General features: G+C 69.1%; 13 protein-coding genes and 1 tRNA gene. 11 read left to right on the forward strand and 3 right to left on the reverse strand.

Annotated elements, in window-relative coordinates; translation table 11 throughout:
- The first annotated feature begins 273 nt into the window (after positions 1 to 273).
- Entirely contained in the window at positions 274 to 1,467 is a 1,194-nt protein-coding gene (locus BMW88_RS01730) for a helix-turn-helix domain-containing protein (protein ID WP_089948521.1), read from the forward strand.
- Positions 1,468 to 1,560: 93 nt separating this feature from the next.
- Positions 1,561 to 2,178 carry a hypothetical protein gene (locus tag BMW88_RS01735; RefSeq protein WP_177220879.1) on the forward strand — a complete coding sequence of 206 codons (618 nt, stop codon included), beginning with the start codon at positions 1,561 to 1,563 and terminating at the stop codon, positions 2,176 to 2,178.
- Between the two features lie 67 nt (positions 2,179 to 2,245).
- Here BMW88_RS01735 and BMW88_RS01740 read toward each other — a convergent pair.
- Positions 2,246 to 2,319, reverse strand: a tRNA-Gly gene (locus BMW88_RS01740).
- 74 nt (positions 2,320 to 2,393) lie between these two features.
- On the opposite strand from BMW88_RS01740, the gene dcd reads away from it, so the two are divergent.
- Entirely contained in the window at positions 2,394 to 2,975 is a 582-nt protein-coding gene (gene dcd, locus BMW88_RS01745) for a dCTP deaminase (protein WP_089948523.1), read from the forward strand.
- Here the strand turns inward: dcd and BMW88_RS01750 are convergent.
- Entirely contained in the window at positions 2,972 to 3,946 is a 975-nt protein-coding gene (locus BMW88_RS01750) for a cation diffusion facilitator family transporter (protein ID WP_089948524.1), read from the reverse strand. The genes dcd and BMW88_RS01750 overlap by 4 nt on opposite strands.
- A 250-nt stretch (positions 3,947 to 4,196) precedes the next feature.
- On the opposite strand from BMW88_RS01750, the gene BMW88_RS01755 reads away from it, so the two are divergent.
- On the forward strand, positions 4,197 to 4,577 hold the full coding sequence (locus BMW88_RS01755) for a phage holin family protein (RefSeq protein ID WP_089948526.1): 381 nt from the start codon (positions 4,197 to 4,199) through the stop codon (positions 4,575 to 4,577).
- A gap of 61 nt (positions 4,578 to 4,638) precedes the next feature.
- On the opposite strand, the gene BMW88_RS01760 is transcribed toward BMW88_RS01755, so the two are convergent.
- On the reverse strand, positions 4,639 to 6,900 hold the full coding sequence (locus tag BMW88_RS01760) for a (Fe-S)-binding protein (RefSeq protein ID WP_089948527.1): 2,262 nt from the start codon (positions 6,898 to 6,900) through the stop codon (positions 4,639 to 4,641).
- A gap of 143 nt (positions 6,901 to 7,043) precedes the next feature.
- Here BMW88_RS01760 and BMW88_RS01765 point away from each other — a divergent pair, with 143 nt between their 5' ends.
- The 7 genes from BMW88_RS01765 (at position 7,044) to dnaJ (ending at position 13,282) form a co-directional block, all read left to right on the forward strand.
- Entirely contained in the window at positions 7,044 to 7,367 is a 324-nt protein-coding gene (locus BMW88_RS01765; protein ID WP_143115942.1) for a DMT family transporter, read from the forward strand.
- Between the two features lie 5 nt (positions 7,368 to 7,372).
- On the forward strand, positions 7,373 to 7,954 hold the full coding sequence (locus BMW88_RS01770) for a TetR/AcrR family transcriptional regulator (protein WP_425434587.1): 582 nt from the start codon (positions 7,373 to 7,375) through the stop codon (positions 7,952 to 7,954).
- A gap of 5 nt (positions 7,955 to 7,959) precedes the next feature.
- Entirely contained in the window at positions 7,960 to 8,517 is a 558-nt protein-coding gene (locus BMW88_RS01775) for a hypothetical protein (protein WP_089948529.1), read from the forward strand.
- A gap of 78 nt (positions 8,518 to 8,595) precedes the next feature.
- A complete protein-coding gene (locus tag BMW88_RS01780) occupies positions 8,596 to 9,429 on the forward strand; it encodes a DUF4097 family beta strand repeat-containing protein (RefSeq protein ID WP_143115943.1) in 834 nt (277 codons plus the stop codon).
- A gap of 186 nt (positions 9,430 to 9,615) precedes the next feature.
- Entirely contained in the window at positions 9,616 to 11,478 is a 1,863-nt protein-coding gene (gene dnaK, locus BMW88_RS01785; protein WP_089948531.1) for a molecular chaperone DnaK, read from the forward strand.
- A complete protein-coding gene (gene grpE / locus BMW88_RS01790; protein ID WP_089948533.1) occupies positions 11,475 to 12,104 on the forward strand; it encodes a nucleotide exchange factor GrpE in 630 nt (209 codons plus the stop codon). Before dnaK ends, grpE begins: the two co-directional genes overlap by 4 nt.
- 17 nt (positions 12,105 to 12,121) lie before the next feature.
- Positions 12,122 to 13,282 carry a molecular chaperone DnaJ gene (gene dnaJ, locus BMW88_RS01795; protein ID WP_089948534.1) on the forward strand — a complete coding sequence of 387 codons (1,161 nt, stop codon included), beginning with the start codon at positions 12,122 to 12,124 and terminating at the stop codon, positions 13,280 to 13,282.
- Positions 13,283 to 13,285 lie beyond the last annotated feature (3 nt).

The raw sequence follows: 13,285 nt of genomic DNA on the forward strand, positions 1-13,285 counted from the left end.
ATCGAACCCGCCTCGGGGCGACTCAGGGAGGGCCGGGAAGAGACCTGAGCGGCGGGATAGGCGCGGCGTGGTCCGCCAGCGGCCCCGCAGGGGCCGCCTCGATGGAGAAAAGAAACTCTGAACACCCTGCTCCGGATCAAGTCGGCGTCTGATCGACACCGGTAGATCCGCTGGTGGCCTCGACCATCCGGCTACGCTGGAGATGCGCTTGATCCATGCGGCACTCATCTACGTGCAGATAGCCAGGGACCTCCGGGCGAACGAGGTGCTGTCGTGACCGACGAACCCTCCGCGAGCGACATCGGGCACCGGCTGCGACAGATCCGCCACGCGCGGAGGAAGTCGTTGGCCGTGATCGCCGGTCTCGCGGGCATCTCGACGTCCTATCTGTCGCGCCTCGAGTCCGGGGCGCGGGCCTTGGATCGTCGATCGCTCATCGCGGCCTTGGCGAACGCACTCGAGGTCGCTCCGAGCGAGATCACCGGTCCCGGGGTCGTGTCGCCTGGTCAGCTCGAAGAAGATCGTTCGCTGAACGCGGTGAGGCTGGCGCTTGTCGCGGTGAGCATGAACGACCCGCGCGGCGAGGTCGTCCCCGTCGAGGTGTTGTCGAGTCGGGCAAACGCACTGTTCGAAGCGCAGCGGGAGTGCAGATACGCAGAGGTCGGCGCGGCGCTACCGGCGTTGATCCGTGATCTCCACACGACGCTGGCAGCAGGTCGAGGCGTCGAACCGGTATTGCGCCTGCTGGCTCTGACGCATGTTCAGGGCACCCAGGCATGGTTGATGGACATCGGCGCCAACATGGATCTTGGCTGGCACGCTGTGACCCTCGCGCAGCAGGCAGCGGCTCGCATCGATGATCCACTTTCACATGCGGTGAGTGCGTTCGGCACGGCCTTCGGGCTCATGGGTGCGGGCGCATTCGAGTTGGCGGCACAAGCGCTGTCGGTCCCTGATCTCGGAACGGAGACCAACGATGCGATGGAGGCGTCGGGAATGCTCGCCCTGACGTCGTCCCTCGTCGCGGCCGCCAGCGGGAACGAAGGTCAGCGAGAGGCAGCGCTCGAGAATGCGGCGGACCTGGCCGCACATACGGGCGAGGGAAATGCTCTGTGGTTCGGGTTCGGTCCCAGCAACGTCGGTGTCTGGCGGATGTCCGTCGCACTCGAAGCCGGTGATCACGCCGAAGCCGCCCGGATCGCGACCACGGTGACGCCCGAAGCCTTGCCGTCACCGACCAGGCGCTCGGCGTACTGGCGTGAGTACGGGCGCGCGCTGGCGCATCTACCTCGGCGGCACGAGGACGCGGTGACGATGTTGCGGCGGGCCGAGCAGATATCTCCCGCGCGCATTCATCGGCATCCGTTCATGCGCTCGGTACTCGCCGAACTGCTGACAAAGGCCAAGCGGGACAGCGTCGGCCGGGAACTGCGCGGCATGGCCTACCGGGCGGGCTTGCCTGTGTAACCCGATCAGGCGACATTGCCACACAGGCAAAAGGCCGGTTCAGGCTGTTCCTAGCGTGCGACACATGGTGATCGTCAACTTGGGGAGCCGACGGTGAATCGGATCGTCGCGCCATACATAACCATGTGGAGCGCAGAGCAGGATGTGCCCTGCAGGGTGATCGAGCGTCCCGGACGCGGTATCGGCTACGTGAACGAGATCCTGACCGATCGGGATGCCCGTGGCGTGTTGTGGCGGCAGACCACGGGCCGCCAAGGGCTGGGACGGCCCGAGTTCGGCAAGGTTCATCCTTTGCGACAGCGGCAGGCGATGGACCGGCTTCTGTGTCAGGTGTGCGGCGGTCCCGCGGACGAGACCCAAGAGGGCGTGCTCTTTCTTTTGCGAGACTTTCGCGACGATTGGCCGCGTTGGCCGGAAGGCATGGGTTCGACAGAGCCACCCGTGTGCCTGCGCTGCGTCGCGCTGTCCCTGCGACTGTGCCCAGCGTTGCGACGCGGCGCTGTCGCGATTCGCGTCCGTGAGTTCCCGATCGCCGGTGTGCGAGGCACGCTCTACAGACACGGCCTGCTGTCACCTGTCACAGACCGGGCGGTGAACATGCCTTACGACGACCCTGCCGTGCGGTGGGTGCTCGCTTCAGCTCTGATCCGCGAACTGCGGAACTGCGCCATCGTCCCGTTCGAGGAGATCGCGCTCACGCCCGTCGGCTAGCCGCACGGTGTTATGTCCCACACCAGCAAAAACGAGGGCCCAGGTCGTGTGACCTGGGCCCTCTTCGTGGAGCGGGTGACGGGAATCGAACCCGCCTCTACAGCTTGGGAAGCTGTCGTTCTACCAATGAACTACACCCGCATGAGCAACGCTCGCAGCCGATCATACACAGCCGCGCAACGCGACCCCGCAGCCTCTTCGGTTAGCCTGTCCCGGTGCTGCTGAGTGACCAGGATCTGCGCAAAGAGGTCGAGTCCGGCCGTCTCCTCCTCGACCCGTTCGACGTCGAGATGGTTCAGCCGTCGAGCATCGACGTGCGGCTGGACCGGTTCTTCCGGGTCTTCAACAACACGCGCTACACCCACATCGACCCCGCTCAGCAGCAGGACGACCTGACGAGCCTGATCGAGGCGCCGGAGGGTGAGCCGTTCGTGCTGCACCCCGGTGAGTTCGTGCTCGGCTCGACGTACGAGATGGTCACGCTGCCGGACGACCTGGCGGGCCGGCTCGAGGGCAAGTCGAGCCTCGGGCGGCTCGGGCTGCTCACGCACTCCACCGCCGGGTTCATCGACCCCGGTTTCTCCGGCCACATCACGCTGGAGCTGTCCAACGTCGCGAACCTGCCGATCACGCTGCACCCCGGCATGAAGATCGGGCAGTTGTGCCTGTTCAAGCTGTCGAGCCCGGCGGAGCACCCGTACGGCTCGGCGCAGGCGGGCAGCCGCTACCAGGGGCAGCGCGGGCCCACGCCCAGCCGGGCCTACCTGAACTTCCACCGCACCGACACGCGTCGCTAGATGCCGTAGCGCTCCAGCACCCGGCGGCGCAGTTCGGGGTCCGAGCGCGGGACCGGCTCCAGGAAGATCTCGTCCAGGTCCCCGAACTCCTCGTGCAGTTCCGCGGAGATGCGCACGCACGCGCTCTCCAGTTCGGCCGCGGACAGCGCGTCGTCGAAGTCGAGCCGCGCGCACAGCAGCACGCGGTCGGTGCCGATCAGCATCGTCAGCAGGTCGACGACGGCGTCCACCTCCGGCTCGTCGGCCAGCCTGCGCCAGATCGCCTTCACCACCGCGGGGTCGGCCTGCCGGCCGATCAGCAGGCCGCGGTTGGTGCGGGCCAGGACGTAGGCCACGAGTGCCAGCAGGACGCCGATCGCGAGCGACGCGAGGCCGTCCCACAGCGACGAGCCGGTGAGCTGGTGCAGGCCCAGGCCGGAGAAGGCCAGGACCAGGCCGATCAGCGCGGCCGAGTCCTCCAGGAACACCGTCTTCACGGTCGGGTCGTCGGACTCCTTGAGGAACTCCCAGAAGCCGTGGCCGTGCGCGGTGGACTGGGAGCGCACCTGCCGGAACGCCTGCGTCCACGACACCGACTCCAGCGCGAACGCCAGGCCGAGCACGACGTAGCCCACCAGTGGCCGGGTCTGCTCCTCCGGTTCTCCGAAGACCGTGCGGAAGCCCTCGTAGAACGCGAACATCGCGCCCGAGGCGAAGATCGAGACGGCGGCCAGCAGCGACCAGAAGTAGCGCTCCTTGCCGTAGCCGAACGGGTGGCGGCGGTCGGCCGGGCGGTCGGAGCGGCGCAGGGCCGTCAGCAGGAGCGCCTCGGTGAACGTGTCGGCCACGGAGTGCGCGGCCTCGGAGAGGATCGCCGCCGAACCGGTCAGCACGCCCGCGATGGCCTTGGTGATCGCGATGGCCAGGTTGACCAGCAGCGCGAGGACGACGGTCAGAGTGCTCTCACCGGATCCCGGCGGCTTTCCGCTCATGGTGATCAGCCTAGGACCGGCAGGCCGGGACAACCGGCCACTACTGCATTCGGGTGACATTCGCGGCGGGGAGCAACATTCGCGGCCCTCGCGGTGTCTTAAGGCTGGGATCCGCTCCGGGGGGACGCTGATCACCAGGGGGTAAGGCGGAACGGCCCGCGTCCGGGAGAGGCGCGGGCCGTTCCGCGTGTCGGGGTGGCGCGCCGCCGCCGTTACCGGCCACTTAGGACCGCCACCGCTAGTCTGCGGCATGGGCATCTTGGTGCATGTGCTGCTGACCGCGGTGGCGGTCTGGGTGTCGACCGCCCTCCCCGGCATCGACCTGGGTGAGGACACCACCGGCTGGCGGATCCTCACGCTCATCGGCGTCGCGGTGATCTTCGGCCTGGTGAACGCGGTCGTGAAGCCGCTCGTGAAGTTCTTCGGCTGCCTGTTCTACCTGCTCACGCTGGGCCTGATCGGGCTCGTGGTGAACGCGCTGCTGTTCCTGCTCACCGGGTGGATCGCCGAGCAGCTCGACCTGCCGTTCCGCGTCGAGGGCTTCTGGCCCGCGTTCTGGGGCGCGATCATCGTCGCCCTCACCGGCTGGGTGCTGAACGTGGTCTACGACAAGGTCACCGACAGGGACTGACCCGCGTACGGCGAAGGCCCTCGGTCCGCACCGGACCGAGGGCCTTCGCCGTACGCGCCGACTAGGCCTTCGCCTTGTCCTCGTCCGGCAGCGGCGTGCCGGTCGGGACCTCGTCGGTCGGCGTGTCCTGCTTCTCCTTGCCGCGCCGCACCGACTCCAGCAGCATCTGCGCCACGTCCACGACCTCGACGTGCTGCCCGGCCTGCCCGTCGGACTGGCGCGCGGTCACGCCGTCGGTCAGCATCACGCGGCAGAACGGGCAGCCGGTCGCGATCTTCGACGGCGCGGTCCCGAGGGCCTCGTCCACGCGGTCGAGGTTGATGCGCTTGCCGATCCGCTCTTCCATCCACATGCGCGCACCGCCGGCGCCACAGCACATGGACCGCTCTTCGTGGCGCGGCATCTCGCGCAGGGTCGCGCCGGACGCGCCGATGAGCTCACGCGGTGCCTCGTAGACCTTGTTGTGGCGGCCCAGGTAGCACGGGTCGTGGTAGGTGACGTCCTCGGTGACCGGCGCGACCGGCACCAGGCGGCGTTCGCGCACCAGCTTGTTCAGGAGCTGGGTGTGGTGCACCACCTCGTACGTGCCACCGACCTGCGGGTACTCGTTCGCCAGCGTGTTGAAGCAGTGCGCACACGTCACGACGATCTTGCGCTGGCCGGCGGGCCGGTCCTCGAACACCGAGTTGAGGACCTCGACGTTCTGCTGCGCGAGCATCTGGAACAGGAACTCGTTGCCGGCGCGGCGGGCCGGGTCGCCGGTGCAGGTCTCCTCGGGGCCGAGCACCGTGTACTTCACGTCCGCGGTGTGCAGCAGTTCGGCGACGGCACGCGTGGTCTTCTTCGCGCGGTCCTCGAACGCGCCCGCGCAGCCGACCCAGAACAGGTACTCCGCGTCGCCCAGCTCGCCGTCGAACACCGGCACCTCGAAGTCGAGGCCCTCGGTCCACGCGAGGCGGTCCTTGGCGTTCTGGCCCCACGGGTTGCCCTTGTTCTCCAGGTTCTTGAACATGCCGCCGAGCTCGGTCGGGAAGTTCGACTCGATCAGGACCTGGTAGCGGCGCATGTCGACGATGTGGTCGACGTGCTCGATGTCGACGGGGCACTGCTCGACGCAGGCGCCGCAGGTCGTGCACGACCACAGCACCTCTGGGTCGATGACGCCCATTTCCTCCGGGCCGCCGACCAGCGGGCGCTCGGACTCGGCCATCGCCAGCACGTCGATCGACTCGAGGCGCTTCTTGTAGTCCTCGTACTTGTCCTCGACCAGGCCGACCTCGTCACCGGCCATGTCGCGCGAGCCGCCGGCGAGCAGGTACGGCGCCTTGGCGAACGCGTGGTCGCGCAGCTGCGTGATCACCATCTTGGGCGACAACGGCTTGCCGGTGTTCCAGGCGGGGCACTGCGACTGGCAGCGGCCGCACTCGGTGCAGGTCGAGAAGTCGAGCCAGCCCTTCCAGCTGAAGTCCTCGACCTTGCCGACGCCGAACACGTCGGAGTCCGGGTCGGCCTCCTCCAGGTCCAGGACCTTGCCGCCGGACATCATCGGCTTGAGCGCGCCCAGCGCGACGCCGCCGTCGTCCTCGCGCTTGAAGTAGATGTTGAAGAACGCCGAGAACCGGTGCCAGGCGACGCCCATCGTCAGGTTCCGGCCGACCACGACCAGCCAGAGCATCCCGCTCAGCAGCTTCACCAGCGCCATCACCGACACCCAGATCGGCGCGGCGGGCAGGATCTGCGCGAGCGGCTGCGTCACGAACGACGTCCACAGCGGCGCGGCCTCGAGGCCGCTCGACTGCTTGAACGCCTTGACCATGAGGATGCCGACACCCTCGACGATCACGACGGCCTCGACGAAGTAGGCGGACCGGAAGCTCGACCCAGCGAACCGGGAGAGCCGGTCGGCCCGGCGCGGGTGGTTGAGCTGACGGATGACAGCGAGCGCGATGCCGCCGACGACGGTGCCGAGCCCCAGGAGCTCGATCAGCAGCAGCCAGATCGACCACGTGCCGATGACCGGCCAGTGGAAGCGCGGGTCGAACACCTCGCCGTAGGCCTCGAACAGCACCGCGGAGCCGATGAGGAAGCCCCACATCACCATCCAGTGCCACGGGGCGACCGCGCGGAACTTGGCCATCCTGGTGTGCGCCACGAACTCGACGACCATCGTCCTCAGACGCGGCCAGAACGGTCCCGTGCGGGTTCCGTCCGGCTGGCCGAGCCGGATGATCTTGATCATCTTCCAGACGCCAGCGACGAACACGCCCCAGGCGACGACGCTCACCGCAACGGCGACGAGTCCGAGAACCAGCTGGAGGGTCATGGCGGGAGTCTAGGCCAGGTTACTGCTGAGTAACCACTTGGACGTGGCCGGTGTCTCGTCACGTACCGGTCAAGTTCCCCGAAGGCGCCCGAAAACTTGTGGAACACTCGTTCAGGTAGTTGGGTCGAACCCGGGGAGTCGCCTTGCTGTACGTGTACCTGGCCGCGGCGATCATGGCGGAGATCACCGCTACCGTGTCGCTCAAGTTGTCCGAGGGATTCACCAGGTTGTGGCCATCGGTCTTGGTCGTCGTCGGCTACGCCACCGCCTTCACAGCACTTTCGCGCGCGTTGAAGTTGGGTATGCCCGTGGGCGTCGCCTACGCCGTGTGGTCCGCCATCGGCGTTGCAGCCGTCGCGATCATCGGCTGGAGGTTCCTCGGCGAGACCCTCAACCCCACGATGGTCATCGGGCTGGCTCTGATCATCGGAGGCGTGGTGACGCTCGAGCTCGGGAGGACGCACTGACCGCGGTGATCGACGGCCCGAAGGTGGACGGCCGCAAGGCGCGCGGCGAGAAGAAGCGCCGCGCCATCGTCGAGGCCACCCTGCGCGTGATCGAACGCGACGGCATCGCCGGCGTGACGCACCGCAGCGTGGCCAGGGAGGCCGGCGTGCCCACGACGGCGCCGACCTACTACTTCGCGACGCTCGACGACCTGCTGATCGCGACTCTGCTGTGGTCGGCCGAGGAGCTGTGCGACGACATGCTGCGCATCGTCGCGAGCGGTGGCAGCGCGCGAGAGATCGCGCGGAGCATCGCGAGGGCGGTCGACGAGAACCGCGGCCGCACGCTCGCCGAGTACGAGCTGTACCTGCTGGCCGGCCGGCGTCCCGAGCTCAAGGCCGCCGCGCGCCGGTGGCTCGACCTCGCGGTGGAGGCCGTGCGACCGGCGGACCCCGTCGCGTTCCGCGCGTTCCTCGCGGCCGTCGACGGGCTGCTGATCCAGGGCCTGATCGCCGACGTGGCCCCCGGCGAGGACGAGCTGGAGCCGATCGTGTCCTTCTTGCTCCGCGACTGCGACGACTTCACGGCCGCCGCGCGGGGAGGATGAGACCCATGAAGTTCGCGCGAGAGGTGTCCGGCATCAGCCACGGGGTGAGCCTCGGGCTGCTCGCCGCGCTGTACGTGCGCGACTCGCTGGCGTTGTCCGTCGACGTCGAGCCGCACGTGCCCGGCCTGGAGCCGCCGCTGCCGGTGCGGGTGCCCGCGGGCGTCGACCGCGCCGCCGTGACCGCGCAGTGGCCGGGCTGGTGGGCCGACGCGCTCCAGGCGTGGACGCGAGGCGTCGAGCCCCTCGCCGCGGAGAACGCCGAGGCGTTGCTGACCCGGCCAGCCTGCCGGGCGGCCGTGCTGGCGCTGAAGCCGGGCCTCGACGAGCTGCACCGGCTGCGGAGCCCGGCTGCGTTGCCGATCGGCGACGTGCTGCGCGGTGTCGAGTCGCGGATCGGCCGCTGGGCGCAGAGCGTGGAGCTGCACATCGCCGAGGTGCCCGTCGACGGGCTGCTGTGGGAGCGCATCGGGCCCGCGCACGTGCTGGCCTCGACGCGGTTCCTCGGCGACCCGGCGCGCAGCGCGCCGGCCCTGCGCGCCGTGCTCGAGGACCTGGTCCGGTGACGGTAGGGACAACCCCACCCCGCCTCCGGGGGCTGACTGCCGTGTGAGCGGGGCGCCGCCGCCTCTAGTTTTGTGCTCATGATGAGGACGGCGCTGGTGGCGTTGGTGGCGGGGACGGTGCTCACGGCGCTGACGGGTTGTGGGATTCGCATCATGGAGTACGAGTTCTCCGATGACCACGTCGTCGCGGAGAAGTTCACGTCGGTGCGCGCCCGGTCCGGCGCCGGCGACGTGACGATCAGGTACCGGCCGGGCACCGAGACGAAGATCCACCGCGTGGTGGAGCACCGGAAGAACAACAAGCCCAGCGGGGTGGCGCACCGCGTCGAGGGCAGTTCGCTGGTGCTGGACGGGTGCGGGGACGACTGCGAGGTCGACTACGAGGTCCTCGTGCCGTCCGCCGGCATCGCGGTGCTCGGTGACGTCGGGGCGGGGGACGCGCTCATCGAGGGGCTGGCGTCCGTCGAGTACGGGACCGGCTCGGGCAACGTCATCGCCCGCGACATCGCCGGCGACGTCAAGGTGAAGACGGGGTCCGGCAACTTCGAGGGCACCAGGATCGGCGGCGCCGTCACCGTCGACCTGGGCTCCGGCCGGGTCGACCTGAACGCGGTGAAGGGCAAGGTGCTCGCCGTCACCAGCTCCGGTGACATCGACGGCACCGGCCTCGACGGCGAAGTGATCGCCGACGCCGGGTCCGGACGCGTCGAGCTGACCTTGACGACGCCGAGGTCCGTGCGGGCCAACAGCGGCTCCGACGACGTCGTCGTCCGGGTGCCGGGTGGCCCTTACAAGATCGTCGGGTCGTCGGGCAGCGGGGAGCGCGTGGTCAACGTCCCGACCGACCCGAACGCGCCGCTCGAACTCAACCTCACCAGCGGCTCGGGGGACGTCCAGGTGCTCGCGGCGTGAGCTCCGCCAGGGGGAATGTGTCGAGGGCCACTCCGCGAGGAGTGGCCCTCGCCGCGTTGTGAGGGAACAACCAGACCTTCCCGGCCGTTGGTGCAGTCAGAAAGCTTGAGTCGGGTAGGCTCAAGGTTGAGCGAGTGGCAAACTTGAGTCAGGAACGCTCAACAAGTACTAGCGGAAGGAACTCCAATGGCGCGTGCAGTCGGCATCGACTTGGGGACGACCAACTCCGTCGTCGCCGTTCTCGAGGGCGGTGAGCCGACGGTCATCGCCAACTCGGAGGGCTCGAGGACGACCCCGTCCATCGTCGCTTTCGCGAAGAACGGCGAGGTGCTCGTGGGTCAGCCCGCGAAGAACCAGGCCGTCACCAACGTCGACCGCACCATCCGCTCGGTGAAGCGGCACATCGGCACCACCTGGAAGACCGATGAGATCGACGGCAAGCAGTACACCGCCCAGGAGATCAGCGCGCGCGTGCTGATGAAGCTCAAGCGCGACGCCGAGGCGTACCTGGGTGAGGAGATCACCGACGCCGTCATCACCGTCCCCGCCTACTTCGAGGACGCGCAGCGCCAGGCCACCAAGGAGGCCGGCCAGATCGCGGGCCTCAACGTGCTCCGCATCGTCAACGAGCCCACCTCGGCCGCGCTGGCCTACGGCCTCGACAAGGGCGAGAAGGAGCAGACCATCCTGGTCTTCGACCTCGGTGGCGGCACGTTCGACGTCTCGCTGCTCGAGCTCGGCGACGGCGTCGTCGAGGTCCGCGCGACCTCCGGTGACAACCACCTCGGTGGCGACGACTGGGACCAGCGCGTCGTCGACTGGCTGGTCGAGCGCTTCAAGCAGGCCAACGGCATCGACCTGACCAAGGACAAGATGGCCCTGCAGCGGATCCGCGAGGCCGCCGAGAAGGCCAAGATCGAGCTGTCGAGCTCCAGCACTGCCTCGATCAACCTGCCCTACATCACCGTCGACGCCGACAAGAACCCGCTGTTCCTCGACGAGACGCTGTCCCGCGCCGAGTTCCAGCGCATCACGAACGACCTGCTCGAGCGCACCCGCGCGCCGTTCAACAACGTGATCAAGGACGCCGGCATCTCCGTCGGCGACATCGACCACGTCGTGCTCGTCGGTGGCTCGACCCGCATGCCCGCCGTCGCGGAGCTCGTCAAGGAGCTGACCGGCGGCCGCGAGCCCAACAAGGGCGTGAACCCGGACGAGGTCGTCGCCGTCGGCGCCGCCCTGCAGGCCGGTGTCCTCAAGGGCGAGGTCAAGGACGTCCTGCTGCTCGACGTCACCCCGCTGTCCCTCGGCATCGAGACCAAGGGCGGCATCATGACCAAGCTGATCGAGCGCAACACCACGATCCCGACGAAGCGCTCCGAGACCTTCACGACCGCGGACGACAACCAGCCGTCCGTGCAGATCCAGGTCTTCCAGGGCGAGCGCGAGATCGCGGCGCACAACAAGAAGCTCGGCATGTTCGAGCTGACCGGCCTGCCCCCGGCCCCGCGCGGCGTGCCGCAGATCGAGGTCACCTTCGACATCGACGCGAACGGCATCGTCCACGTGTCGGCGAAGGACCTGGGCACCGGCAAGGAGCAGTCGATGACGATCACCGGTGGCTCCGCGCTGCCGAAGGACGACATCGACCGCATGGTCAAGGACGCCGAGGCCCACGCGGAGGAGGACAAGCGCCGCCGCGAGGAGGCCGAGGTCCGCAACCAGGCCGAGACGCTCGTCTACCAGACGGAGAAGGTCGTCAAGGAGAACGACGACAAGCTCCCGGCCGAGATCAAGGACAAGGTCAACGCCGCGATCGCCGAGGCGAACGAGGCGCTCAAGGGCACCGACATCAACGCCATCAAGTCGGCGGTCGAGAAGCTCGCGACCGAGTCCCAGGCCATCGGCCAGGCGATCTACGCCAACGCGCCGGGCGCTCCGGGTGCCGAGGCCCCAGGTGCCGACGCGCCGGGTGCGGGCGCCGGTGCCAAGGCCGGCCAGGACGACGTCGTCGATGCCGAGATCGTGGACGAGGACGAGAAGAAGTGACCGAGCCGAGGCACGCCGCCCCTGACGAGGAGCAGCCTCAGGTCGTCGTGAACGACCGGCGCCGGATCGACCCCGAGACGGGTGAGGTCCGGCCGCCGGCCCACGCGGCAGAGGAGACGGCTGCTCCGGCTGACGAACCCGTGGTCGCGGAGGTCGTGGACGAGGTGGCCGCCGAGCTGAAGACCCAGCTCGACGAGCGCACCGCCGACCTCCAGCGGCTCACCGCCGAGTACGCGAACTACCGCAAGCGGGTGGAACGCGACCGCGAAGCGGTGATCACCAACGCGAAGGCGTCCGTGGCAGCCGAGCTCCTCCCGCTGCTGGACGACGTCGAACGGGCCGCCGCGCACGGCGACCTGACCGGCGCGTTCAAGGCGGTGGCGGACAAGCTCGTGTCCACGTTGCAGAAGACCGGCCTGGAGCCGTTCGCGCACGAGGGCGAGGCGTTCGACCCGGCGGTGCACGAGGCCGTGCAGCACAGCACGTCCCCGGACGTCGACGGGCCGACGGTCACCGCCGTGCTGCGCCGCGGCTACACGTTCGGCGACAAGCTCGTCCGGCCCGCGCTCGTCGCGGTGACGGACCACGAGCCGGCACCCAGTGCCGAGCCGGCCGAAGAGGAATAGGGAGGAGGAGACGTCCGGTGAGTGCTAGGGACTGGATCGAGAAGGACTTCTACCGCGAGTTGGGCGTCTCCTCCGACGCGCCGGCGGACGAGATCAAGAAGTCGTACCGCAAGCTCGCCCGCGAGCTGCACCCCGACGCGAACCCCGGTGACGCCAGGGCCGAGGCCCGCTTCAAGGCGGTCTCCGAGGCCTACGGCGTGCTGTCGGACCCGGCCAAGCGCAAGCAGTACGACGAGGCCCGCCGCCTGTTCGCGGGCGGCGGTGGCTTCCCGGGCTCCGGCGGCTTCGGCTCCGGCGGCTTCGACGTCAACGACCTGTTCGGCCGCGCCGCGCAGGGCACCGGTGGCGGCGGGCTGGGCGACCTGCTCGGCGGGCTGTTCAACCGGCGCGGCGGGGCGGCCGGTGCGCCCACGCGCCCGCGCCGCGGTGAGGACGTCGAGACCGACGTCCGCATCGACTTCACCGAGGCCGTCCGCGGGGCGACGGTGCCGCTGCGCCTGTCCTCCCCCGCGGCCTGCACGACGTGCGGCGGCTCCGGCGCCAAGCCGGGCACCACGCCGCACGTCTGCGCGACCTGTTCGGGCTCCGGCCTGGTCACGCGCTCGCAGGGCGCCTTCGCGTTCAGCGAGCCGTGCCGCGACTGCCGGGGCACCGGGCGGATCATCGACGACCCGTGCCTCGAGTGCGGTGGCGACGGTGTGAGCACCCGGACCCGCACGCTGACCGTGCGGATCCCGTCGGGGGTCGACGACGGCCAGCGGATCCGCCTCGCGGGACAGGGCGAACCGGGCCGCAACGGCGGTCCGAACGGCGACCTGTTCGTGCGCGTGCACGTCAACCCGCACAGCGTGTTCGGCCGTCAGGGCAACGACCTGACGCTGACGGCGCCGATGACGTTCCCCGAGCTCGCCCTGGGGACGACGTTGACCGTGCCGACGCTGGACGGCAAGGTGACCTTGAAGGTGCCCGCCGGCACCGCCGCCGGGCGGGTGCTGCGGGCCAGGGGCAAGGGGATCGCGAAGCGCGACGGCACTTCCGGGGATCTCCTGATCACCCTGGAGGTCGCGGTGCCGAACAACCTCTCGTCCGAGGCCCGCAAGGCCCTCGAGGCGTACGCGGACGTGACGAAGGACCACGACCCACGTGACGACCTGAACGCACTTCTTGAAGGGCGGTGAGTT

The organism is Lentzea xinjiangensis (assembly GCF_900110955.1).
GTDB classification, from domain to species: domain Bacteria; phylum Actinomycetota; class Actinomycetes; order Mycobacteriales; family Pseudonocardiaceae; genus Lentzea; species Lentzea xinjiangensis.